This window comes from Brevibacterium linens ATCC 9172 (assembly GCF_900169165.1).
Lineage (GTDB): Bacteria > Actinomycetota > Actinomycetes > Actinomycetales > Brevibacteriaceae > Brevibacterium > Brevibacterium linens.
This window is the reverse complement of sequence record NZ_FXYY01000005.1, coordinates 41,092-66,413: the sequence shown is the minus strand read 5'-3', so window position 1 is coordinate 66,413 and position 25,322 is coordinate 41,092. Positions and strand designations below refer to the sequence as shown.

The 25,322-nt window shown below is 65.8% G+C and carries 16 protein-coding genes; 11 read left to right on the top strand and 5 right to left on the bottom strand.

Annotated features, from left to right (window positions below; all coding sequences use genetic code 11):
* Position 1: 1 nt before the first annotated feature.
* Together BLIN9172_RS06035 and BLIN9172_RS06030 are read right to left on the bottom strand one after the other, a co-directional pair.
* A complete protein-coding gene (locus tag BLIN9172_RS06035) occupies positions 2 to 2,674 on the bottom strand; it encodes an ExeM/NucH family extracellular endonuclease (protein ID WP_145997926.1) in 2,673 nt (890 codons plus the stop codon).
* 242 nt (positions 2,675 to 2,916) lie between these two features.
* Positions 2,917 to 6,324 carry a bifunctional proline dehydrogenase/L-glutamate gamma-semialdehyde dehydrogenase gene (locus BLIN9172_RS06030; RefSeq protein WP_101554247.1) on the bottom strand — a complete coding sequence of 1,136 codons (3,408 nt, stop codon included), beginning with the start codon at positions 6,322 to 6,324 and terminating at the stop codon, positions 2,917 to 2,919.
* Between the two features lie 154 nt (positions 6,325 to 6,478).
* On the opposite strand from BLIN9172_RS06030, the gene BLIN9172_RS06025 reads away from it, so the two are divergent.
* The 5 genes from BLIN9172_RS06025 (at position 6,479) to BLIN9172_RS06005 (ending at position 12,677) form a co-directional block, all read left to right on the top strand.
* Positions 6,479 to 8,020: an FCD domain-containing protein gene (locus BLIN9172_RS06025; RefSeq protein ID WP_101554246.1), complete on the top strand. Its 1,542-nt coding sequence runs from the start codon at positions 6,479 to 6,481 to the stop codon at positions 8,018 to 8,020.
* Between the two features lie 51 nt (positions 8,021 to 8,071).
* Positions 8,072 to 8,683: a uridine kinase gene (gene udk / locus BLIN9172_RS06020; protein ID WP_240812021.1), complete on the top strand. Its 612-nt coding sequence runs from the start codon at positions 8,072 to 8,074 to the stop codon at positions 8,681 to 8,683.
* Between the two features lie 108 nt (positions 8,684 to 8,791).
* Positions 8,792 to 10,387, top strand: a complete 1,596-nt coding sequence (locus tag BLIN9172_RS06015) for an HNH endonuclease (protein WP_101554245.1) — start codon at positions 8,792 to 8,794, stop codon at positions 10,385 to 10,387.
* A 171-nt stretch (positions 10,388 to 10,558) separates the two neighbouring features.
* Complete coding sequence (locus BLIN9172_RS06010; RefSeq protein WP_101554244.1) at positions 10,559 to 11,023, top strand: hypothetical protein; 465 nt, start codon at positions 10,559 to 10,561, stop codon at positions 11,021 to 11,023.
* A gap of 94 nt (positions 11,024 to 11,117) precedes the next feature.
* On the top strand, positions 11,118 to 12,677 hold the full coding sequence (locus BLIN9172_RS06005; protein WP_145997925.1) for a hypothetical protein: 1,560 nt from the start codon (positions 11,118 to 11,120) through the stop codon (positions 12,675 to 12,677).
* Between the two features lie 45 nt (positions 12,678 to 12,722).
* Here the strand turns inward: BLIN9172_RS06005 and BLIN9172_RS06000 are convergent, their stop codons facing one another.
* Positions 12,723 to 14,681 carry an FAD-binding monooxygenase gene (locus tag BLIN9172_RS06000; protein ID WP_101554242.1) on the bottom strand — a complete coding sequence of 653 codons (1,959 nt, stop codon included), beginning with the start codon at positions 14,679 to 14,681 and terminating at the stop codon, positions 12,723 to 12,725.
* Between the two features lie 45 nt (positions 14,682 to 14,726).
* The gene (locus BLIN9172_RS05995; protein ID WP_101554241.1) at positions 14,727 to 16,130 is read right to left on the bottom strand and encodes an MFS transporter; all 1,404 of its coding nucleotides are present in this window, start codon (positions 16,128 to 16,130) and stop codon (positions 14,727 to 14,729) included.
* Between the two features lie 118 nt (positions 16,131 to 16,248).
* Between BLIN9172_RS05995 and BLIN9172_RS05990 the strand changes: the two genes are divergently transcribed.
* Genes BLIN9172_RS05990 through BLIN9172_RS05965 form a run of 6 tightly spaced genes read left to right on the top strand, consistent with a single transcriptional unit; the run spans position 16,249 to position 22,674 of the window.
* The gene (locus BLIN9172_RS05990) at positions 16,249 to 17,739 is read left to right on the top strand and encodes a fumarylacetoacetate hydrolase family protein (protein ID WP_101554240.1); all 1,491 of its coding nucleotides are present in this window, start codon (positions 16,249 to 16,251) and stop codon (positions 17,737 to 17,739) included.
* Entirely contained in the window at positions 17,721 to 18,458 is a 738-nt protein-coding gene (locus tag BLIN9172_RS05985) for a GntR family transcriptional regulator (RefSeq protein WP_025777012.1), read from the top strand. Before BLIN9172_RS05990 ends, BLIN9172_RS05985 begins: the two co-directional genes overlap by 19 nt.
* Positions 18,455 to 19,960, top strand: a complete 1,506-nt coding sequence (locus BLIN9172_RS05980; RefSeq protein WP_101554239.1) for an aldehyde dehydrogenase — start codon at positions 18,455 to 18,457, stop codon at positions 19,958 to 19,960. Before BLIN9172_RS05985 ends, BLIN9172_RS05980 begins: the two co-directional genes overlap by 4 nt.
* A 7-nt stretch (positions 19,961 to 19,967) precedes the next feature.
* Positions 19,968 to 21,104, top strand: coding sequence for a 3,4-dihydroxyphenylacetate 2,3-dioxygenase (hpaD, locus tag BLIN9172_RS05975; protein ID WP_101554238.1), 1,137 nt, complete (start codon positions 19,968 to 19,970; stop codon positions 21,102 to 21,104).
* An 11-nt stretch (positions 21,105 to 21,115) separates the two neighbouring features.
* Positions 21,116 to 21,901 carry a fumarylacetoacetate hydrolase family protein gene (locus BLIN9172_RS05970; protein ID WP_101554237.1) on the top strand — a complete coding sequence of 262 codons (786 nt, stop codon included), beginning with the start codon at positions 21,116 to 21,118 and terminating at the stop codon, positions 21,899 to 21,901.
* Positions 21,886 to 22,674, top strand: coding sequence for an HpcH/HpaI aldolase family protein (locus BLIN9172_RS05965; RefSeq protein WP_101554236.1), 789 nt, complete (start codon positions 21,886 to 21,888; stop codon positions 22,672 to 22,674). Before BLIN9172_RS05970 ends, BLIN9172_RS05965 begins: the two co-directional genes overlap by 16 nt.
* Positions 22,675 to 22,732: 58 nt before the next feature.
* Here the strand turns inward: BLIN9172_RS05965 and BLIN9172_RS05960 are convergent, their stop codons facing one another.
* Positions 22,733 to 24,757, bottom strand: coding sequence for an LPXTG cell wall anchor domain-containing protein (locus BLIN9172_RS05960; protein ID WP_101554235.1), 2,025 nt, complete (start codon positions 24,755 to 24,757; stop codon positions 22,733 to 22,735).
* Positions 24,758 to 25,322 lie beyond the last annotated feature (565 nt).

Sequence of the window (25,322 nt, the reverse complement as noted above, 5' to 3'; positions counted from 1 at the left end):
GTCACCAGCCGTTGTGGTGACCGTTCTTCCCTGCGTTCTTGCCTCCAGGGTGATCACCGTCGCGGCTGCCCCAATGATTGCCGTTCTTGCCGCCGTTCTTCCCCGCGTTCTTTCCGCCGGGGTGGTCGCTTGAGCCGTCGGCATCCGCGTTATCCCCGGCGTCTGCTCCGGCGTCGTCGTCCCCGCCTTCATCTGAGGGGTCGAAGAGACCGACGACGACCGGATCATGGTCGGAAGCCCGGAACTGGTCCGGAGCGAAGAGGTCGCTGACGTTGTAGTTGAAGCGGCTGTATTCGAGAGCCAGGGACTCGACCGAGTTGATGTTCCAGACATCGGCCCCGGTGACGGAGTCGAAGGCCGTTGCATCCGTGCCTGCACCGTCGGCTTCGTCCGAGGCGTCGAGGGCGAGGACGTGGTCGAGGCTGCCCGTGCGCGAACCATAGACATACGTGGATTCGTCCGTCTTCTCCGCAGCGATGTCCTTGTACCCGGCCTCGTAGAAGACCTGCATCGGGTCCTCCTGAGTGTAGGAGTTGAAATCGCCGAGGAGGTAGACCAGGTCGCTGTTCGTTGCCTCCTGTTGGTCACCGGCAAACCCGACGAGCGCTTCGGCCTGCTTCACGCGGTCGGCGTTCGACGCGCCCTGACCGTCACCGGAGTCCTCGTTGCCCGGACCTGACCCGGATCCCTTGGACTTGAAGTGGTTGGAGATCGTCACGAAGGTCTCGTCCTTTTCGATCTCACCGGTACCGTCCTTCGGGGCGAACGCCTGGGACAGGGGTTCGCGGGCATTGGAGAACGCATCCTGATCGTCGAGGATCGTGGATTCGTTCTGCGGGGCCACCTCGGCGGGCTGGTAGATCAATGCCGTGCGGATGACATCCTCATCGGACGGAACGGCGGCAGGGGAGTCGACGAAGTCCCATTTCTCGGTTCCGGCGGCCTCGTTGAGGCGCTTGACCAGGGTCGCCAGGGCATCGTCGCGGTCCTTGCCGAAGGCGGCGGAATTCTCGATCTCCATGAGCGAGACCACCGAGGCGTCGAGCTTGTTGATCGCGGTGATGATCTTCGTCTCCTGACGCTTGAGGCTCTCCGCGTTCGCGGCACCGCGGGCATCGCAGCTGCCGCGGACGGTGATGTGGTTGCCCTCGCGGTCGTCGTAGTACTGGCAGCCAGAGAGCTGGTCGCCGGTGGTGGTGAAGTAGTTGAGGACGTTGAAGCTGGCGAGGCTGACCTGCCCGCCGACGGCCTCGGGGATCTCGGTGCGAGTGTCGGTGAAGGTGGTCGGCTGGACCGCCTCGGCGTTGTCCCCGGTCAGACGGGTCGTCGGCTGGAACCGCCACTTCTCGTGATCGAAGCCGAGCACGACGGGGGAGGTGAAGCTCGCCTGCGCACCGACGCGGACCGGGTCCTCCTTGCTGAGGTAGGGCAGGGGGATGTCCTTGTCGGCTTTGAGGAAGTTCACGGTGGCGCCGTCGTCGAGGACGACCTCACGGTCGAGGTTCTCGGCTTCCATAGCCTTTGCCTCGGGGGTGCCGGGGCGGTGGACGTCGGTGGGCTGGGGCAGTGTGCCGTCACCGGTGGCGAGGACGACCTCACCGTACGTGTTCGTGTTGTAGTTGTCGGCGACGGTCAGCGATTCGCTGGGCTGCAGGAGCATGCCCTCGAGGGATTCGCGCTTCTCGTCTCCTGCAGGAAAGGCGTCTTCGACGGGTTTGACCGCCTCGGCGGGTTCGGCGACCGTTTTGACACCGGACGCGGATACGGAGATCTGGGTCTGACCGTAGTGTTCGGATACGGTGCCGGTGACCTCGACGTGGTCGTCGATGCTGATATCGGCGACGGTGTCGGGGGAGTAGACGAAGATGCCGTCGGATGCTGCCCCGTCGGCACGGTCGGATCCGCCGGTGCCGGGGGTTTGGATGTAGTAGCCGTTCAGCCCGCCCTCGGGGTAGGCGGCGGTGACGCCACCGCGGGTTGTCACGGTTTTGCCTTGGATGGGGCTGGCGTCGCCGGTGCCCTGGATATCGGCGATCGGGGTGACGCCTTCGGGGTCCGGGTCACCGTCGTCGCCGTCGTCGCCGTCGCCGTCGGGTAGGGCGTTCGGGGTGGGCGCCGCCGACGTCCACGCGTCGCCGGTGAGCTGGATCGACTGGCCGCCGGCGGCAGTCGCACCGGTCGGTTCGGCTTCCTGGCCGATGACGGGCGCGGGGGTGAAGGTGTTCTTCGTGCCGGTGACGCCCTTGCCGTCGACGACGCCGCCGATCTGCTGGAAGTCGACCAGCTCGCCGTCATCGTCGATGACGAAGGCGCTCGAGCCGTACTCGCCGTCGGCGGCCGAACCGGCCTTGACGGAGTTCGTGATCGGCACGTCGATCGCGACGGCACCGGAATCGCCGACCGTCGTGTCATCGGGCACGGTGACGGTGTTCTCCTGCGCATAGACGCTGCCGCCGCGAGTCACCGAGCCGAAGGTCCAGCCCGAGACATCGGTGCCGGGGTCGGCGGCGACTTCGATGAAGTCAGTCTCCAGGGTGTAGGCGATTTCGGAGATGTGGATGTCGCCCCCTGCGGCGGCGTCTGCTGCGACTGCGGACGTCGGTGCGAGGGGAAGGGACAGGCCTGCGACGAGGCTGAGCGCCGCGGCGGAAGAGAGAGTTGTCGTGACTTTCATGGGAGCCTTTCGGGCGGATGAGCGGCTGTGCGCATCGTGACGATCCACGTGCGCGGTCCCTTGCACCCTAGCGGCTCACGCAACGACGACAGCGGCGAAGATGTGAACAGCTTGTGAACAGTCGGACAGTCCACTGAGTGCTGCAGGTGGCACTCATCCTACACAACTCACCCTGCCCCCGAACTACCCGACGGCGGCCCAGCAACCTTGCGCGAGGTTGCTGGGCCGCCGTCGGGTAGCAATTAGGAGGTGAGGGTGGCGGCGAGCTCGTGGAAGTCGCGGCTCGGGTTGCCGAAGCGGTGCAAGGTCATCGACACCGCCTGCTCCTGCACGTAGTAGCGCAGCTCCACACGTCCCGATGTGGTCACCGGCTCATCGATGATCGCGACCTCCGGGCGAGGCGCGGCTGCGGCCAGCAGCTCGTCCTCGAACCGACCGAGCACGCGGATGCGAGCCCCCACGGTGTCGTCGTAGCGACCCTGGCCGACCATCTCGGCGAACTCGGCGGCAGTCTCGGTGCGGGCGGGAACACCGGCATTCGTCACGGCGATCTTCACTTCTGCGGGCACATCCTCGGCCACGGACAGCTGCACCGGCGAGTCCACCGTGCGGGCTGCGTGCAGGGAGCGTTCGAGGTCGAACAGGCTCGCCTCGGCGGTCACGCGCAAGGTGACCGGGCGGGGGCGGTAGCGGAAGATGTTCGCCTCCGCGCGCAGCCCTGTGTGGTCCTTCGCCGCACCGAATTCGGCGTCGAACCAGCGCTTGTCATCGGCCTTCGCCGCCTCGAGGTCCTGGCCGCCGGCATCGGCGAAGTGGCCGAAGAGCATGAGGTAGTTCGGGCCGCCTGCCTTCGACCCCAGCCCTACCGAGGACTGCTTCCAGCCGCCGAAGGACTGCCGGCGCACGATCGCACCGGTGATTCCGCGGTTGACGTAGGCGTTGCCGACCTCGACGCGGTCGAGCCAGGTGGCGACCTCCTCGGGGTCGAGGGAATGGATGCCGCCGGTGAGGCCGAAGTCCACGGCATTCTGGAACTCGATGGCCTCATCGAGGTCCTCGGCATGCATGAGACCGAGCACCGGACCGAAGACCTCGGTGAGGTGGAAGAACGAACCGGGCTTGACCCCGTCCTTGATCCCCGGGCTCCACAGGCGACCCGTATCGTCGAGCTGCTTGGGCTCGAGCAGCCAGGACTCGCCGGGCTCCAGCGTCGTCAGAGCCCGACGCAGCTTGTCCGAGGGGTCCTCCGTCAGCGGGCCCATGGTCGATGCGAGGTTCGCCGGCCAATCGACGACCATCGACGAGGCGGCATCGATGAGCTGGCGACGGTAGCGCTCGGAATCGTAGGTCGATCCGACCATGATCCCCAACGAGGCGGCCGAACACTTCTGCCCGGCATGCCCGAACGCCGAGTACACGAGGTCGGCCATGGCGAGGTCCCGGTCCGCCGCCGGGGTGATGACCAGGGCGTTCTTGCCCGAGGTCTCGGCATTGACGTGGAGTTCGGGACGGAAGGACTTGAACATCGCCGCGGTCTCCGACGCGCCGGTGAGGATGACCCGGTCGACATCAGGATGCGAGACGAGATGCTGGCCGAGCTCCCGCTCGATCGGTGCGCACAGCTGCAGCACGTCCTTGGGCACTCCGGCCTGCCACAGGCAGTCGACGATGAGTGCAGAACAATGCGGCGTCGGCTTCGAAGGCTTGTGGATGACTGCGGATCCGGCAGCGAGAGCCGCAACGGTGCCGCCAGTGGGGATCGCCACGGGGAAGTTCCACGGGGGAGTGATGACGACCATCTCGTCCGGGGTGAACTCCGCTCCGTCGAGGTTGTCGAGTTCGAGCGAGTTCAGCGCGTAGTAGCGGATGAAGTCGATGGCCTCGGACACCTCGGGGTCGGACTGCGACGGCATCTTGCCGACCTCGGCCGCCTCGACGGCGATGAACTCGCCGCGACGGGCAGCGAAGATGTCCGCGGCTCGGTGGAGGATCTCGGCGCGACCGGCGGCGCCGAGGGCCCGCCAGTCGGCAGCGGCGGCGCGACCGCGGGCGATCATCTCATCGAGTGCGGCCGACGATTCGACCTTGGGCGCGTTCGGACGGTCGTCGAGGTAGCCGGGGGCGGTCGCCTCGGCGATGATTGTGCGCACCCACTCCTGGTTGGCCGGAAGGGACGGGTCGGTGTCGGGTTCATTGAAGAACTGGGTCGGCACCACGGTCTCGCCGAGTGTTTCGGTCGACCGGTTCTGGTGGCGGTTCGGGGCCGGTGCGGTTTCGCCCTCGGTCTCGAGGATCGATTCGAGCTGGTTGACGGATGCGGTGAACCGGTCGGCTTCGCGCTTGAACACGTCGTTGCCGTTTGCGAGGTCGAAGATGCCGGACATGAAGTTCTCCGACGCCGAGTTCTCCTCGAGCCTGCGCACGAGGTAGGAGATCGCGACGTCGAATTCCTTCGGGTGCACGGCGGGAACGTAGAGGAGGAGGTCTCCGACGTCCTCGGTCACGGCCGCTGCCTGCTCGCTGGCCATGCCCTGGAGCATCTCGAACTCGACGCGGTCGGTCACCGAGCGTTCGACGGAGAGGTGGTGGGCGAAGGCGATGTCGAAGAGGTTGTGCCCGGCCACGCCGATGCGCAGGCCCTTCATCCGCTCTGGGGTGAACAGCCAATGCAGGACCCGCTTGTAGTTCGCATCCGTGGACTGCTTCGAATCGCACGTCGTGGCAGGCCAGCCCGCGATCTCGGCATGCACGGTCTCCATCGCGAGGTTCGCGCCCTTGACGAGGCGGACCTTGATCCCGACTCCGCCGTTCTCGACGCGACGGGAAGCGAATTCGCTCAGCCGCTGCACGGCGCCGAGCGCATCGGGCTGGTAGGCCTGGATGACGATTCCGGCCTCGAGATCCTTGAACTCCGGTTCGGAGAGCAGCCGCGTGAACACGGCGATCGTCAGCTCGAGGTCCTGGTACTCCTCCATGTCGAGGTTGACGAACTTCGCGCCGGTCGGGGCTTTCGCGGCTTGGCTGTAGAGCGGACGGAGGCGGTCGACGACATAGTCGACGGTCTCGTCGAAGGCCCACATCGAGATCTGCGAAGCCACGGAGGAGACCTTCACCGACACGTAGTCGACATCGTCGCGGGCGAGCAGCCGGTGGGTCTGCTCCAGGTGGTTGTCGGCTTCACCGTCACCGAGCACGGCCTCGCCGAGGAGGTTGATGTTGAGCCGGTGACCGTCGGCGGTGAGCGCGGCCACGGTCTTGCCGAACTGCTTGTCCCGGGCGTCGACGACCATATGCCCGACCATCTGACGCAGGCGAGTGCGGGCGGCGGGCACGACGACCTGCGGGGCGATCTTGGCCAGCGCGGCACCGGCCTTGATCTGCGCGCGGTCGAGGTACGACATCGTCTCCGGCGCCAGCTTGCCGACCTCGGCCAGCGCGTCGGCGGCGGCGTGGACATCATCGGTGCGCACGACCCGATCGACGAACCCGACAGTGAAGTCGAGGCCGTTGTCATCGGAGAGGACAGCGGAGAGGCGTTCGGCTGCGGGGTTCTTCGCCGTGGTCATCGACGTCGACACTCGCAGCCACCGGCGGACGGTGTCGATCGACTGGGCGGTGAGCGAGTCGAGGTCGGTTTCGGTGTGCAGCAACTGTGCTCCTTCGGTGCTCGGATTCGGTGCTCTCACGTATCGGCGCTGACCGTGGAGCCGGGGTGTGAGATCAGTATGCGCCGCCGAAATCCGGGGGTGAAGAGATGGAGTGGAACGCCGAGAATGTTTGAGGCAGAAGTCCTAAGATAGAGGGATGTATTCCGCTGAGTTCCGTCGTGACGCGGTGTCGCTGCTGACGACATCGACCCTCGCCGAGGCGGCCGCGCGCACGGGTGCATCACCGTCGACCCTGCGTCGCTGGGCGAGTCGATCCGACCTTGAGGATCGCCCCCGCAGCGGTCGCCCGCCGATCCAGGAGACCGCCGACCGGGTCGTCGAGGCCCTCGTCGCGACCGCAGGAGCCAGGATCTCCGGGCGAGACTATTCGACCCGTGCCCTGGCCGAGGCAACGGGGCTGAGTCAGAGCATCGTCTCTCGGTCGGTGCGGGCGCTGACGATCCCCGTCACCGAGGTGGCCGGCGGTTCCGAACTCGTCCTCGCGGCCAGCGGGTTTCCCCTCGTCATCGTCGGCGTTCGCAGAATCGATGCAGGTGGGGCAGGTAGCCGTGACGAGTCAGCGACGATCGTCCCGCCTCGGCGGGTCCAACGACGCATCGCCGGAATCACCGCGGCCCTGCGGATTGCGGGAGTCGGGCGGTGGGCACAGCGCTTCGACAGCGAGCATCGACAGGTGCCCACCGCCGAACTGCTCGGCCTGCTCGACGGTGACGGTGACTTCCTCGTCTTCGACCCCCTCGGCGAGGTTCCTGACGACCTCTCCGACGGGTCGGGAGCCCGGGTGGCGGTGTGTGCGGATTTCGACGATTTCGTCAGCGCACTCAAGAGCCGCCTCGGCGAGTGTCAGGACATTCCCGGGTCCCTTCTCGATCTGCTGGCCGACCGCGTCCGGCACGGACTCGAAGGAGTGCTGTGGCGGGAATCGGTCCCCTACGAGCCTCAGAGAACTTCCATCACTTCTGACTCAATGGAGATCTCGTCATGGCTGCCGAAGGAGACGCGATCGATCACCGAACACCTGGCGATCGCACTGCGTGAGGAGATCATCGACTCCGGATACGAACCCGGCGATCGGATCAATCCGCGCCTGCTGTCGCGTCGCATGCAGGTGCCCAGGGCCTCGGTCGACGCGGCGCTGCGACGGATGGTCGATGACAAACTCCTCGACGGCTCTCGCGGCGGTGCACGGATCCCCTTGATCACGACGGTCGACGTGCTCGACCTCTATGCCGCGCGCATGGCCATCGGGGAGGTCGTGCTCCGATCCTTGGCCCTGCGTCCGCAGCGCTACCTCGTGCCGGTGCAGCTGGCTCTGCGGCAGGTCGAGGCCTCGGCGCCGACGCGCAGCGGAATCGACGTCGAGGACGCCGACCTCCATTTCCAGCAGGAGCTGGCCCGAGCATCGGGGCTGCGGGAATCAGCACGTGCCTTCGAGGCCCTGACTCTGCGGCTGCGTCTGTTCATCTCCATCCTGCAGCTCGACTATTCTCCGGCCAGCGACCGCATCGTCAGCGACGACCGTGCCATGTTCAGCGCGCTGAGCCGAGCGGATGCGAAGACGGCGATCGAGGTCTGGCGCGGCAAGGTCGACAACGCGGTGAGGCATATGGCCGGTCTGCTCGGCAGGCGACGCTTCGACCAGGAGCTGTGGACTCAGCTGACCCGCAGCCTCGGCTGAGCACGGAAGCCGGGAGCCGCCTCGGCGGGGGTCGTGGTCTATATTTGTGGCGTGGAGACTTTGGTTGTGGGCGTGGCCGGCGGAACCGGCAGCGGGAAGACGACGCTGACTCAGGCGCTGTTGGACAAGTGTGAGGGACCGCCGTCGGTGCTCTTCCACGACAACTACTACAAACGGCGCGACGAACTCACCTATGAGGAGCGCGAGAAGGTCAACTACGACGATCTCGACGCCTTCGACAACGACCTCTTCGTCGACCACCTCACTGCGCTGCGGAACTCGCAGGCGGTCGACAGTCCGGTCTACGACTTCTCGATCCACAACCGCAGCGATGAGACGACGCGAGTCGAGCCCGCACCGGTCATCATCGTCGAGGGAATCCTCATCTTCGCCGAACCGCGGATCTGCCGGCTGCTCGACATCAAGCTCTTCGTCGACACCGATGCCGATGTGCGCCTGCTGCGCCGGATCAAACGCGATGTCGTCGACCGCGGGCGAACCCTGCAGTCGGTGGAGGACCAATATCTGGGCACGGTCAAGCCGATGCACGAACTCTACGTCGAGCCGTCGAAGCGCAATGCCGACCTCATCATCCCCGACGGCGGCCACAACATCGTCGCCATGGACATGATCCTCAACCGCATCCAGCGCGGAGTCGGCTGAGCCTGAAACGGAGTCGGCTGAGCTGGGAACAGTTCGTGACCTGCGCGAACGGTCTTCTTCGGCGGACGGCGGCGAAGTCGTGTCAGTGCCGCTGGGTACTGTCTTCATATGGACGTCGACCCCGCACGGGAACCAGCGTCGGTTCCAGTTCCGCTGACCGAGATCACTCGGTTCGGTGCCTTCCTGCGCGCACTCGACCCGGGCGAGACCGAGGCCGAGACGCTGGAGCGGATCACAGCGCTCGAAGAACTCAAGTCTGCTGTCGCCGCCGCACAGGCGAAAGAGGCAGTGGCTTTCGAGACACTGCGCATCGAGCGGGACCGGCTCAACCGGGTGCCCGCGCTCGACTGCGGAAGACGCGCCGGTGACGAGGTCGGGCTGGCGAAGAAGGTCTCGCCCGGATCGGGCCGGAGGTTCCTCAGCACTGCCCGCTCGATCGTCACGGGCATGCCCAATACCTTCAAAGCTCTGGCCGGCGGGGAGATCTCCGAGGACAAGGCGCGCATCATGGTCGATGAGACCGCGGTCCTCGTCTCTGCCGATCGGCGCACGGTCGATACGCGGATGAAGCGGAGTCTGGGGCCGTCCGGGCTGCGGAGCCTGCGCGCCGAAGTGCGTGCGCTCAGTGCGGAGATGGACGCCGAGGCGGCCGCGAAGAGGGCAGCGAAAGCGAAGTCCCATCGTCGAGTGAACATGACCGTGATCGATGACGGGATGGCCAGGATCTCCGCGATCCTGCCGCTGACGCAGGCCGTCGCCGCCTATGAGAGCCTCCGGGCCGGCGCTGAGACGATCACTGCTGCCGGTGATGCCGGCGGACGGAACCGCCAGCAGGTCCTCGCCGATACGTTCGTCGAACGGCTGAGCGGGCAGGCGAGCGCAACGGCGGTGCCCGCGGAGATCCATCTGCTCGTCGACACCGAATCTCTGCTCTCCGACGGACTCGTTCCGGCCTGCCTTCCAGGGTACGGTCCGCTGCCGGCGAAGACGGCCCGGGAGTTCATCGCCGCGAACGAAGCGCAGATGTTCATCAGCCGGATCTTCACCCGCCCCGAGGATGGGCAGCTGGTGGGAATGGACGCGAAGAGCCGGGAGTTCACCGGCCGACTGCGGCAGATGATCACCTTCCGTGACGATGTCTGCCGGACCCCGTGGTGCGATGCCCCGATCCGGCACGCCGACCACGCTCAGCCTGTCGCCGCAGGCGGAGAAACCACCTGGGAGAACGGCTCCGGGCTGTGTGCGTCCTGCAACTACGCGAAGGAACATCCCGGATGGACGCACGAGGCCACGGCGGACGGGCTGCGCGTCACCACGCCGAGTGGGCGTTCCTATGAGGTGGCCACGCCAGCGGTGGTCCGTCGCATACGGTTCCCGCGTCCCGCATCAGTGTCGGAACCGGGCGGTTCTCCGCCGGGATCGGACTGGCAGCAGCTCTTCTCCCGGTTCCTCGAACCGGATAGGGAGGAAGCCAGGAGAGCAGCGAGGGAAGACAGCGGGGCAACGGCCGCCGCCGAAGAGGTCGGCACAGACGAACCGCAGCCGGCGGCTCAGCCGGATGAGCTGCCACCACGGTACTGCACTCGTGCCGAGAAGATCGCGGATTGGCGCAGACGCAATGCGCACCGGCGCCCGTCCGCGAAGGACTGCGGAGGCAGCTCGGTCGAGCAGCAGTTGGTGCAGGTGGTGTTCGGGCCCGACTGAGCTGCGTGTCGGATCTGGAACATGGCGGTAACACCTGTCACAGAGATACTGCGGAGAATTGTGGTTATGGACAGGGCGGGTAGGAACGGAAGCACACCACTGACGACTGCGCGGGGGCGCAGTCTCAACCTCGTGGCGCGTGTGCTCCCATCAGGAGCGGTGGCCTGTTGGGTGATCACCATCTTCGTGCCGGTCCTCGACAGCGGTGGACCCGGATCGATGCGGATCCGTGTGACGTCTCTCGGGTTCTCGCCGATCGACATGAATGACCTCGATGAGGTCTACCTCGTGCTCTGGGTCGTCATTCTCACCGGCGCGTTCGCTGCCTGGCTGCTGTCCGCATCGAAGTGGTGGTCGATCGCGGCCATCGTTCTGGGCACAGTGCTGGGACTGCGACTCCTGCAGATGGTCGCCGATCCGCCGATCATGATGTGGGACGGGCAGACGGCCGACGGCATGCCCACCGGCGGCATGGAAGTCGCCTATCCTGCGGCAGGCTTCGGCCTGTGGGTTCTGGGAAGCCTTCTGTTCGTCGCCGCCGGCATCTGTGGTCTGGTCGCAGCCGCCCAACAGGACCATTACCGTCGTGAACGAATCAAACGCTGCATGTCGAAGCGCCATGGTCCCGCCGCGTGAGTCTCGGCCCGCGACGGTGCGAGTCGCGGACGGCAGATGGCTGCTGCGATCCGCCCAAGCGCTGTCTCTGTCTGCCCTCTGCTTGTGGATCGTCATGCTGTGGGTGCCAATCTGCGCCAGTGCTGAGGACACCTCCGAATCACCGCACCCGCCGCGCATCATCGTCACTGCCCTCGGTGGAGCGCCATTCGACCTCGAAGAAGCTCGTATGCCGTACATCCTGGTCGCACTCGGGGTCTTCGCGTGCGCAGCTTCTGCCTTACTCCTCACCGTCCGGTCTCAGCCAGATATGCACCCGTGGCCGGACGTCGTCGCACGTATGTGGTCTGTCGGCACCCTCTTTCTGAGTCTCTGTGCGTTCCTTGTCCTGGCCGAACTGCTAATGAATCTGCCGACGATCATGTGGGACGCCGTCGACGATCAGGGGCGGCCGATCTTCGGGACGGTCGTCGCGCAACCGTCGATCGGCGCAGGGCTGTGGCTCATCGGCTGTCTCTGTCTGCTGGCAGCGGGAGTCTGCGGCCTCCTCGGCGACGTCAGGCGGAGGAGGGCTGTCCCCGGTAGTGGGACAGCACTGCGCGAAGAAGCAGCACCCGTTCACCACGCAAACTCGAGAATCACCCCATGGTCCCGAGGGAACCGAACGCACCGCCTCGCGCAACGGCTGCCGTGGGTCGCGTTGGCCTGCTGGGTGCTGATGATCTGGGTACCGCTTTTCGACAGCGGCGACCATGGTGATGATCGACTCACGGTGACATCGCTCGGACGGGTACCCTTCGATCTCGCCGACCTCACCCCGGAAATCATCCTGCCCTGGGTGGTCGTTCTCGTCTGCGCAACTACCGCGAAACGGTTCGACACCTTCGCCCACTGGCCTCTTCTGTCGGTGGCAGCCGGAGTCGGCCTGTTCATCCAGCAGGCGACGATGGTCACCGATCTTCCGCGAGAGCGGGTGACCAGCACCGATGCCGCTGGCGAAAAGCTCAGTGCCTTCATCGTCGGGTATCCGTCAGAGGGCCACTATCTCTGGACGATCGGCTGCCTTGCACTCGTTGCCGCAGGCATCAGCGGACTCCTCAGCGATCGGCGGCGGATAGATCGGCAGAGGCAGCGGCAGATGCAGCGGCAGGCAAAGCGTCCGCCGGAAAAGATCATTCGCCGACGCCAACGCAAACTGCAACAGCTGGCCCGGCTGCTGCCTTTCATCGCGGTCACCATGTGGATCGCCACGATCTTCATCCCCGTCGTCGACAGCTTCAACAGCGTCGGCCCTCGCATCCGATTCACCTCGCTGGGGGACTTGACGTTCGATGACGGCGGTGAAATGCTGCCGCCTTTCATTCTCCTCTGGGCGATTGTGGTCGGCTTTACCGCGCTCGGCCTCGGCTTCGCCGCTGACCAGTGGTGGAACGTGGCGGCCGTGCTCATCGCCGCGCTCATCGTCCTCATCTTCGTCGCCATCCTTCTCAACCCTCCGACGATTATGTGGGACGGTCAGCTGCCCGACGGCACGCCGATCGGGGGCATGGAAGTTGGACGGCCGTCCTTCGGCTTCGGACTGTGGCTCATCGGAGCAGCCTCACTCGCCGCGGCCGGTATCTGCGGATTCGCGGCAAATGCACAGCGCCCCCGACACACGGTCGAGGGCGCTTGAGTCTCAGCGAACAGAAATTCGACTGAGGGCGGAAAGAGGGCTGTATCACTTCACTGGTTCGAAGACCCCTGCGAAGAAGTCGCCGATCTCGCCGTGTGCGTCCAACGGGAAGATGCCGGAGACGTACTGATCGGGGCGGACCACGACGACGGCGCCGTCGCGGCTGATCTCACGGGCCTCGAAGATGTCCTCGTCGGGCAGGGTCGCGTAGATCTTCTCCACGTATTCGAGGTCGTAGGCGCCCACGTGCGGACGGAAGACCTTCGGCACATCGGGAAACGCGAAATCCTTGTGTTCCTGCTGGTAGATGACGCTGAGCTCGACGAGGGCATCGGGATCCTCGCCCTCCCAGCGGAAGGCGACCAGGGGAGAGGCCGGATCAGATTCGAGCCACTCCGCCAGCGCCGCCACCTTCGACTCACCGGCGGAGCCGCCAGCAGAGCCGCCAGCAGAGCCGCCAGCGGAGCTGTCGACGACGGGAGCGGCCCGATCGGCGAAGACATAGACTCTCCAGCGACCATCGGCACGCGCTTCGTGACCGAGGTGGATGAAGTTCGCATCGCAGCTGCGCTTGACCCGAGCCGACTTGAACCGCTTGCCGATCGGGAATCCGACCGCGAGCTCCTGATGCGTCGTCGGCGTCGTGATCATCGACGCCGTGTACTCGGTCATGAACCCGGCTGGGAACTCCGCGGTCTTGACGTAGAAGTCCTCGAGGTAGGTCTTATCCGGCAGCTCCTCCTGCGGAGTTGCCATGAGCGTCGACCATTCCTTGTCGAACTCGATGAGATTCTTCGCCGCGACCTGCCGTTCGGCCGAGTAGGTGCGCAGCAGCTCCGTCGACGACCGGCCCGAGATGACCTGCCCGAGCTTCCACGCGATGTTGAAGCCGTCCTGCATGGACACGTTCATTCCCTGTCCGGCCTTCGCCGAGTGCGTATGGCAGGCATCGCCGGTGATGAACACGCGTGGGCAATGCGAATCGGGTGCGGTCTCATCGGTGTCGTCGAAGGCGTCCGTGAGCCTGTGCCCGACCTCGTAGACCGAATGCCAGGCCACGTTCTTCACGTCGATGCTGTAGGGCGCGATGATCGCATTCGCCCGGCGGATGATCTCGTCGATGCTCGTCGACCGCACCTTGCGCGCATCATCTTCGGGCACCTCGCCGAGATCGACGTACATCCGGAACAGATGCCCGCCCTCGCGGGGGATGTGGAGGATGTTGCCGTGCTTCGACGAGATCGCGCACTTGGTGCGGATATCGGGGAAATCGGAATCCGCGAGCACATCCATCACGCCCCAGGCATGATTGGCCTGATCGCCGGACATCGTCCGACCGATCGACGACCGGACCTTCGACCGGGCACCGTCGCAGCCGACGACGTAGCCGGCGCGGATGGTGCGTTCCTCCCCGGTGCGCTCGCCTGCGGTGTAACGGACGGTGACCGATACCGGATGATCCTTCGCCGAGGCGGTCGCGGCGTCCTGGTCGACCGTGAGGTCGACGAATTCGATCCCGTAGTCGGGCGTGATCTTGCCGGGGGAATGGGCGGCGAACTGGGCGAAGTAGTCGAGCACGCGTGCCTGGTTGACGATGAGGTGCGGGAATTCGCTGATCCCGTGCTCGTCGTCCTTGGGCCGACCGGTGCGGATGATGTGTTCGGGGTTCTCCGGATCCGGATTCCAGAACGCCATCTCCGTGATGTGGTAGCCCTCGCGCATGATCTCCTCGGCGAAGCCGAACGCCTGGAAGGTCTCGACGGAACGCGCCTGGATGCCGTCGGCCTGACCGATGACCAGCCGCGAATCGCGCTTCTCGATCATTCGTGCGTTCACGTGCGGGTACTGCGACAGCTGGGCCGCGGCGATCATCCCCGCGGGACCGCTGCCGACGATGAGGACATCGACCTCATCGGGCAGCTCCTCGCTGCGCTCGATTCCGTACCCAGCGGCCTCTTCGATCCGCGGGTCCGCGGACACGTAGCCGTTCTGATGGAAATGCATGTCAACCTCCGGTTCGTGACACGTCGTCGTGATATTCGAATGCTATCAGTTCATATACGATCTGGTGTCGGCGGGGTGGCGCCGGTCACTGTCATCGCAGGTCACCTGCGGCGCCCCGATCCCGATGATCGGGCTCACCGCCTGCTCGTCCTCGTGGTCGGGGCCCAGCGGAATTCCGGTGCGATCACGCAGCAGCAGGGTCGCGGCGAGGGCGAGTACGGCGACGACGCCCAGGTACACCGCCACCGAGGCGGTCGTTCCCGTCGATGACACGAGGCCCTTCGCGATCGTCGGGGCGAAGGCGCCGCCGAGGATCGACCCGATCGCATAGGAGACCGAGACTCCGGAGAAGCGGACGCTGGAGGGGAACAGCTCGGCGTACATCGCCGGCTGCTGACCGTAGGTGAAGCCCAAGCCGATGGTGAGGACGACGAGTCCGAGCAGGAGCATGCCCACCGAACCGGTGTTGACCAGCGGGAACAGAGAGAAGATGCCCGCGAGCAGGAGGATCCAGCCGAGGATGTAGGTGGTCCGGCGTCCGATCCTGTCCGAGACGGCGCCCGCGATGATCGTGAACACCAGCCAGGACACCGCCGAGGCGGCCACGGCCCAGAGCACGGGACCGCGCTCGAGGCCGATGGGGCCGGCCGGGTCCGTGGCGTAGTTCTGGATGTATCCGCCGGTGGTCATGTATCCGGCGGCGTTGTTGCCCATGAAGACGAGCGAGGCGAGGACGACGAGCAGCCAGTGACTCTTGATGAGCGTGCCCAGCGGGTTCGTCACCTGCTCCTTGCGTTCGGCGATCTCGTGGAACACGGGGGATTCCTCGACTTCGCGGCGGATCCAGTAGCCGATGAAGACGAGCACGATGGAGAGGAAGAACGGCACCCGCCAGCCCCAGTCGAGGAAGGCGTCGCCCGGGGCGATCGACGTCATCAGGGCGAGTACGCCCGACGACAGCAGGAGCCCGATGGACACGCCGATCTGCGGGAAGGAACCGAGCAGTCCGCGTGTCTTCGCATCCGCGTGCTCGACGGCGAGCAGGACGGCTCCGCCCCATTCCCCGCCGGCCGAGATGCCCTGGACGATGCGCAGAGCGATGAGCAGGATCGGGGCGAGCACGCCCGCGGATTCGAAGGTCGGCAGGAAGCCGATGAGCGCAGTTGCGGCACCCATGGCGATGAGCGTGATGATGAGGACCACCCGGCGGCCGAGCTTGTCGCCGAAATGTCCGGCGAGGAATGCGCCCAAGGGGCGGAAGAGGAAGCTGATCCCGACCGTCGCGAAGGCGACCATGGTCGACAGCGTCGATCCGAGCGGGCCGAAGAAGAGCTGGTTGAAGATCAGCCCCGAGGCCGCCGCGTAGAGGAAGTAGTCGTACCACTCGATGCTCGTGCCGACGATCGTCGCGAACGCCACCCGGGTCTGAGTGTGCTTCTGTGCTGCCATGACTCCTGTGTCCTGTCGTGCGTCCCGGCCACATTCTCTGTGGCCCGGATTACTTGCTCTCCGGAACCATATCATATACGATTTGAGGTGAAGCCAATCGAAATGAGGTGTGAGATCGATGTCGACTCCAGCAGGTGTCCCCGCCCGTCCGGGCAAGATCATTGCCGTTCATGTGGCCTACGAGTCCCGTGCGGCGCAACGAGGAAAGCGCCCCGCCCAGCCGTCCTACTTCCTCAAAGCGGCCAGCTCCGTCGCCGCCTCCGGCCAGTCCATCGAACGCCCGGCAGGCACCTCGCTGCTCGCCTTCGAAGGTGAGATCGCCGTCGTCATCGGCACGTCTGCCCGCAATGTCACCGAGGCCGACGCCTGGTCGTATGTGGCCGGCGTGACCGCGTCGAACGACTTCGGCCTCTACGACATGAAGACCCCGGACAAGGGGTCGAACGTGCGCTCGAAGAGCCGCGACGGATACACCCCGCTGGGTCCCGAACTCATTCCCGCCGCCGAGGCGGCCCCCGACTCCCTGCGCCTGCGCACCTGGGTCAACGGCGAGGTCGTCCAGGACGACGGCACGCGAGCCGACCAGCTCATCTTCACCCTCCCGCGCATCGTCGCGGACCTCAGCCAGCACCTCACCCTCGAGCCCGGTGACGTCATCCTCACCGGCACCCCGGCCGGATCCTCGGTCGTCGCTCCCGGTGACACGGTCGAGGTCGAGGTCACGGCCGCCTCGGCGAACGGGGAGGAGCTGAGCTCCGGACGGCTGACCACCACGGTCGTCGACGGACCCGGCGACTTCGACGAGAACCTCGGCAGCCTGCCCGCTGCGAACGAAGCACTCACCGTCGATGCCTGGGGCTCGCGTGTTGCCGCCGGACTCGCCCCGGAGGGCGACGCCGAGGGCACTGCCGCGACGGCACTCGACGCCGACCTCGTCGCCAAGCTCACCGAGGCTCCGACTGCGGGCCTGTCGGCTCAGCTGCGGTCGCGTGGACTCAACAATGTCGTCATCGAAGGTGTGGCCCCGCTGAAGCCGGGCGCGAAGATCGTCGGCAGCGCGAAGACATTGCGCTTCGTGCCCAACCGCGAAGACCTGTTCAAATCCCACGGCGGCGGATTCAACGCCCAGAAGCAGGCCTTCGACTCGATCCGCCCCGGCGAGGTCGTCGTCATCGAGGCCCGCGGCGAATCCGGCTCGGGCACCCTCGGCGACATCCTCGCCCTGCGTGCGAAATCTCTCGGCGCCGCCGGTGTCGTCACCGACGGGGGAGTCCGCGACTCCGCCGAGGTGGCCGAGATCCTGCCCGTGTTCTCCACCGCGAAGCACCCTGCCGTGCTCGGTCGCAAGCACGTGCCGTGGGAATCGGACGTGGCCGTGGCCTGCGGAAACGCCACCGTCCTGCCCGGTGATGTCATCGTCGCCGACGACGATGGAGCCATCGTCATCCCCCGTGGCCTCGTCGAAGAAGTCGTCGACGCGGCACTGGCCAAGGAGGTCGAGGACGGTTGGGTGGCCGAACAGGTCGCCGCCGGCAACCCGATCGAAGAGCTCTTCCCGCCCAAGGGCGAATGGAAGGCGAAATTCGACGAATGGAAGGCCTCACGGTGAAGACCGAACAGGCAACGACCGCGGCCCCGTCCCTGAGCAAGGCCGAGACCGCCTACCGGTGGATCCGCGAGCGCGTCGCCGACCAGACCTATCAGCCCGGGCACAAACTTGTGCTCGCGCAGATCGCCCTCGAGCTCGACACCTCCGTGGTGCCGGTGCGCGAGGCCATCCGCCGGCTGGAGGCCGACGGGCTCGTGACCTTCGAGCGCAACGTCGGGGCCCGCGTGGCCATGGTCGACCAGGGCTCCTACACCCAGTCGATGGAAGCGGTCGCGATTCTCGAGGCCGCGGCCGTCGCCCAAGCGCAGGGCCACCTCGGCGCCGATGATCTCGATGCCGCGGAGCAGATCAACGATCGGATGCGGGCGCTGCTCGACGAATTCGAACCGGCCGAGTTCACCCGACTCAACCACGAATTCCACGAGACGCTCTACCGGCGCTGCCCGAACGAGCGGCTGTGCACCCTCGTCGAACTCGAATGGGACCGACTCAACCACCTGCGGGATTCGACGTTCTCCTTCGTCCCCGAACGGGCGTTGGAATCGGTGGAGGAACACTCCCGCATCGTCGCCCTCATCCGAGCCCGCGCCTCGGCGCAGGAGGTCGAACGGGCCGTGCGCGAGCACCGCTCGGCCACTCTGCACAGCTTCCAGAACTCCCAGACGACCACAGCCCCGACCACGGATCTGCAGACAGATTCACGAAAGGACAACTCATGACACAGTCCACCACCCTGCCGGCCGCAATGCCGGAGAAGATCCGCCACTACATCGGCGGCGAGTTCGTCGACTCCATCGACGGAGACGAATTCGACGTCCTCAACCCGGTGACGAACGAGCCCTACATCACGGCGGCCTCGGGCAAGAAAGCCGATATCGAAGCCGCCGTCGCCGCGGCGAAGGCGGCCTTCGACGAGGGCCCGTGGCCGACGATGCTCCCGCGCGAGCGCGCCCGCATCCTGGGCAAGATCGCCGATATCGTCGAATCCCGCAAGGACGAACTCGCGGCCATGGAGTCCTTCGACTCCGGACTGCCGATCACCCAGGCCAAGGGGCAGGCGGCGCGCGCGGCGGAGAACTTCCGCTTCTTCGCCGACCTCATCGTCGCTCAGGTCGATGACGCCTTCAAGGTCCCCGGCCGACAGGCGAACTACGTCAACCGCAAGCCGATCGGCGTGGCCGGGCTCATCACTCCGTGGAACACGCCGTTCATGCTCGAGTCCTGGAAGCTGGGACCGGCGATCGCGACCGGCAACACCGTCGTGCTCAAACCCGCCGAGTTCACTCCGCTCTCGGCCTCCCTGTGGCCGGGCATCTTCGAAGAGGCAGGACTGCCCACCGGTGTGTTCAACATGGTCAACGGCTTCGGTGAGGAAGGTTTCGCCGGCGATTCGCTCGTCAAGCACCCCGACGTTCCGCTCATCTCCTTCACCGGCGAATCGAGCACCGGCCAGACGATCTTCGCCAATGCCGCTCCCTGGCTCAAGGGCCTGTCGATGGAGCTCGGCGGCAAGTCCCCGGCCGTCGTCTTCGCCGACGCGGACATCGAGGCTGCCGTCAACGCCACGATCTTCGGCGTCTTCTCCCTCAACGGGGAGCGCTGCACCGCCGGTTCGCGCATCCTCGTCGAGGAATCGATCTACGACGAGTTCGTCGAGCGCTACGCGGCCCAGGCCAAGCGCGTGAAGGTCGGTCTGCCCTCGGATCCCGATACCGAGGTGGCTGCGCTCGTCCACCCCGAGCACCATGAGAAGGTCATGTCCTACGTCGAGATCGGCAAGTCCGAGGCCCGCCTTGTCGCCGGCGGTGGACGCCCCGAGGGCTTCGAGACAGGAAACTTCGTCCAGCCGACCGTGTTCGCCGATGTGAAGCCCGACGCGCGTATCTTCCAGGAGGAGATCTTCGGGCCCGTCGTCGCCATCACCCCGTTCTCCTCCGACGAGGAGGCCCTGGAGTTGGCGAACAACACGAAGTACGGTCTGGCCGCCTATATCTGGACCTCGGATCTCAAGCGCGCCCACAACTTCTCCCAGGCCGTCGAGTCGGGAATGGTGTGGTTGAACTCGAACAACGTCCGTGACCTGCGCACCCCCTTCGGCGGCGTCAAGGCCTCGGGGCTCGGCCACGAGGGCGGCTACCGGTCGATTGACTTCTACACAGAACAGCAGTCCGTGCACATCAACCTCGGCGAGGTCCACAACCCCGTCTTCGGAAAGCAGTGAAGCAGCCATGACCAAACGCACTGATATGACTCGGACCTCTGCCGGCTATTTTGTCAGCCAGGAGACGAGCATCGCCGCCGACAATCCCATCGCAACGCCGCAGGCGAGCCCGCCCGACATCCTCCGCTGCGCCTATATGGAACTCGTCGTCACCGATCTGGCCGCGTCGCGGGAGTTCTACGTCGACGTGCTCGGACTCTATGTCACCGAGGAGGACGAGAACACGCTCTACCTGCGCTCGACGGAGGAGTTCATCCACCACAACCTGGTCCTGCGCAAGGGCGAGGTCGCTGCCGTGGCCGCGTTCTCCTACCGGGTGCGCAGCCCGGAGGAGCTCGACCAGGCCGTGGCCTTCTACACCGAACTCGGCTGCGATGTCCGCCGCAGCCCCGACGGCTTCGTCAAGGGTGTGGGCGACTCCGTGCGGGTGGTCGACCCGCTCGGCTTCCCGTACGAGTTCTTCTACCAATCCGATCATGTCGAACGCATGTCCTGGCGCTACGACCTGCACATCCCCGGCGAACTCGTCCGCCTCGACCACTTCAATCAGGTCACCCCGGATGTGCCGCGGGCGGTGAAGTACATGCAGGACCTCGGGTTCCGCGTCACGGAGGACATCCAGGACGAAGAGGGCACGGTCTACGCCGCGTGGATGCGTCGCAAGGCCACCGTCCATGACACGGCGATGACCGGCGGAGACGGACCGCGCATGCACCACGTCTGCTTCGCCACGCACGAGAAGCACAACATCCTCTCCATCTGCGACAAGCTCGGTGCCCTCCGCAGGTCCGACTCGATCGAACGCGGACCCGGACGCCACGGTGTCTCGAATGCGTTCTACCTCTACCTGCGCGACCCCGACGGGCACCGCGTCGAGGTCTACACGCAGGACTACTACACCGGCGACCCGGACAATCCGGTCATTACGTGGGACGTCCACGACAATCAGCGCCGCGACTGGTGGGGCAATCCCGTCGTGCCGTCCTGGTACACGGATGCCTCACTCGTCCTCGATCTTGACGGCAACCCGCAGCCCGTGCACGCCCGCACGGAGGATTCGGAGATGGCCGTGACGATCGGTGCCGACGGCTTCTCCTACACCCGCGCGGACGAGAACGAGGGCAAGCTGGGCAACCAGCTCTGAAAGGAATCCACATGCTCGATGAGGCAACGATCGCGGCCATCGCCGACGATCTCGCTCACGCGGAGCGGACACGATCGAAGATCGGTCTGCTCACCGCGAAGTATCCGGATATGACGGTCGAAGACTCCTATGCGGTGCAGAACGAATGGCGCCGTCGCGGGGAGGCTGCCGGCCGTCGGCTCTATGGTCATAAGATCGGACTGACCTCGAAGCCGATGCAGCAGGCCACCGGCATCACCGAACCCGACTACGGAGCGATCTTCGCCGACCAGGTCTATGACACCGGTTCCGTGATCGATCATGCGCAGTACTCCGGCGTGCGCATCGAGGTCGAACTCGCCTTCGTGCTGCGTGATGAGCTTCGCGGACCCGATGTCAGTCTCTTCGACGTCCTCCGCGCCACCGAGTACGTCGTCCCCGCACTCGAGGTCCTGTCCTCGCGCATCGAGATGGAGGGGCGCACGATCGTCGACACCATCTCCGACAATGCGGCGCTGGGGGCGATGGTCCTCGGTGGTCGGCCGGTCGCCGTCGATGCCGTCGACCTGCGTCGGGTGAACGCTCTGCTCTATCGCAATGAGACGATCGAGGACTCCGGCGTCGCCGCCGCCGTCCTCGACCATCCGGCGCGCGGAATCGTGTGGCTGGCGAACAAGCTCGCCGAACACGGAGACGTGCTGCGGGCAGGAGAGACCGTGCTCGCCGGATCGTTCACCCGCCCCATGTGGGTCCATCCCGGCGACACCGTCCACGCCGACTACGGAGAGCTGGGAGTCATCACATGCCGTTTCGAGTAGAGCTTCCGCAGACCTTCACCGACCGTGTGGCCGGACTCGGCGGCGGCGAGTACCTTGCCGGGATGTGGGTGTGCTCGGGTTCGCCCGTGGCCGCCGAGATCGCCGCGGCCTCGGGAATGCAGTGGGTACTCATCGACGCCGAGCATTCCCCGATCGGACTCGAGACCACAACGAGTCTGCTGCGCGCGATGAACGGCTACCCGGCAACCCCCGTCGTCCGGGTGCCGGTCAACGACACGGTGCTCATCAAGCAGCACCTCGACCTCGGAGCGCAGAACCTGCTCGTGCCGATGGTCGATACGAAATCCGACGCCGAGGCGGCTGTGGCGGCCGTCCATTATCCGCCGAAGGGTGTGCGCGGGGTCGGTTCGGCCCTGGCCAGGGCCTCCCGGTGGAACGCCGTGGACGGGTACCTCGGTCGTGCCGAGGAATTCGTGTCCCTGACCGTGCAGATCGAATCAGCGACCGCGGTGGACAACGCCGCCGAGATCGCCGCAGTCGACGGAATCGACCAGATCTTCGTCGGTCCCTCGGACCTGGCCGCGTCGATGGGGCTGCTCGGCCAGCAGACCCACCCGGACGTCACCGACGCGGTGGCCAGGACCTTCGAGGCAGTGAAGGCTGCCGGCAAACCTGTCGGTGTCAACGCCTTCGATCCCGAGCAGGCTCGGAAGTACCTGGAAGCCGGAGCGTCCTTCGTCCTCGTCGGGGCCGACGTCGGCCTGATGATGAACGGCGCCCGCGCCTGGGCGGAGACTTGGGTTCAGGACTGAGCACACTCCGCCCCCGACTGCAGTCTTGCGGTCGGGGGTGTCGTGTAGTCACTGTCTCCTAGTATTTGCTGCGGCGGCTGCCGGAGATGAGCAGGATCGTTGAGCCGAGTCCGACGAGGACGATGCCCAGTCCGATGAGCATGCCGTTGCCGGTCGCGCCGGTGCGGGGCAGTTCGCCTGTCGGGGCCGGAGCTGCCGGGGTCTCGGGTGCCGCGGGAGTCTCGGCGACCGGTTCGACCGGCGGGGTATCGGGCTTCTCCGGAGTCTCGGGCTCTTCGGGAGGAGCCGGGGGAGTGCTCGGCTGCTCGGGTTGCTCAGGCGGCGTCGGCGGAGTGCTCGGTTCCTCGGGGGGTGCCGGGGGAGTCGACGGCTTCTCCTCAGATGGGCGGTGCACGGTTTCGGCCGGGACACCCCAGTCGCTCGTCCATGCGGCGTTGACGTCGCTGCCCTCGATTGCGGTGACATAGGTGACCCAACCGATCGGCATATCGATCGGTTCCGTGCTGATCTCGACGTGGCCGTTCTCATCGGCGATGACGGTGAAGTCCTGTACGGACAGCTCCGTGCCGTCGGTCTTCTTCGACTGCTCGGGTTCGGTCTCCACATGGTAGGCGGTGATGGTGAGCACGGCTTCGGAACCGGGTCGCAGACCCGTCACGGCCACCTCGTCATGGGTCGATGTGCCCTCGAACACCGCCTCGGTGTCGGCAGTCGGAGCCCACGGGACGAACCCGGTCTCACGGGGTTGGCCGTGGATTCCCTTCCATTCCTTCGTCGCTTTGTCCCCGGCGATCGTCTCGGTGAAGTAGAGCCAGCCGCGGAAGTCCTCGGGCACGGTGACCTCGCCGGACGTGTGGGTGCCGTTGCCGACATCCTTCGAGGTCACGGACCCGATCTCGCGGGCATCATCGTTCTTCACACCCTGTTTCGGTGCCGTCGCGGTCTGCCACAGGGTGTGTTCGACCGTGACCGTGTGGTCGCCGATGAGACCGGAGACCGTGAACTCGTCGGTGACGGACCCGCCGGGTGTCGGGGTCTGATCGGAGATCTCAGTGGTCACCTTCGGCTGGGACGTCAGTTCCAACGACGCCTTGTCCGTGACGGAATCGGGAGTGTCCGGGGTGATGACTCGCTGCACGCGTGTACCGGAAGTCGGTTCGAAGACACGCACGGTATGCGGGGCGACCTTCGCCGAGGCGGTTACGGACAAGTTCCCGGGCGCGCTCGCCTTGAGCGTTTGAGCCACTGGTTCTGCTCCGGTGGTCACGGTTTTCGGGGCCTTCTCAGCTCCGGCAATCTTGAGGGTGACGGGGACATCGGGAACTTGGGCTCCGGAGGCGCTGAGGAGGGAGACCTTCAGCGTCGCCTCATCGGTCGGAGTGCCGAGGATCTTCGGGCGGTCGTCGTCTTTGCTGCTCTCAGGCGAATCCTGGTCGCTGTTCGGCGAATCTTTGTCGCTGTTCGGCGAATCGGAGGCCCAGGGATCAGGAGAAGGGGAGGATTCCGGGGCGGCATAGGGCTCGAGAACAGGCATCCGCATGACCGACTCGAGGCTGATGTCGAGAGTGTAGGGGCCCGCGAACTTCTTCGCTTCGGCGAGGATCGACGAGTGCTTCTTCGCCGCCGCTGCGAACTTCTTGCCCAGGTCGGCCGGCTTCTGCGGCGGCACCTTGTGATCGTGGGGAAGGTTCTTGTCGAGGCGCGCCATCGCGCTCAGTGCGGCCTGCACATCTTTCGACTTTGATCCCGCATATTCAGAGAGGGCCCAGGCCGTCTGGGCCGAGGCGATCTTTTCGGCCTTCGCGCCCTGGAAGTACTTCGGCAGCGGTGACTTCTTCCCCGCATCGATGCAGTAGGCGGAAGTGTCGGGGAAGGTCCGATACGAGCCGTACCACGTCTTGCCCTGCTTCGCGTGATGCCAGATGCCTGGACCATAGGCGTTGGGGGCGGTGTGCACCGGAACCTCGCCGAGGCTGACCGGCGGTCCCGCGGCCATGGCCGGTCCCAGTCCGATGAGCGAGGCCACGGAGAGGACGACGAAGAGCAGTGCGGTGCGCAGCGATGCGAGTCTGAGAGTAGTCATGGACCGATTCGACATGGATCGGCAGCTCTGCGGCCAGGGGCGAACGAGGACCTGTGGAAAGCGGTTTGCGTATCCACAGGAATTGACGTTGGAGTGGGGCGAGTCCCGACAGCGCAGTGGTGGGGGAGTGGAACGCGCTGTGTCCGCGGTTCTTGGCGTTCCAGAAGCGATCAGGCTCGCGAAGGCGGTCCCACCATTTGTGGGATCTGCGCCCGTGATTGCTTGGCCGTCCACAGCAGAAAATGTTTGAGTCAGCTGAGCGTAGGCATTCGGGTGAGGGCGAATTCGGATACGAGGTGTTCGGACGACGTCGGCATTCGCATGAGTTGGCAGTCGGCTGAAGTGTTGCTGGATGGATACACAGTCAGGCGGTCTGTTGCCGGTGCTGACTCTAGACTGTGGTGAGCGGCAATTTCCCCAATGCAGAAGGACACACCTATGTCGGCACAGAACGGTCCCGGTTCGCAGAGACCGCAGCCGCCCCGCGTGCAGGGCCCTCCGAACCCGAGCGTGCCACCGGTGCAGGGGCAGACGCCGGCGCAGGGACAGCAGGGGCAGGTGCCGC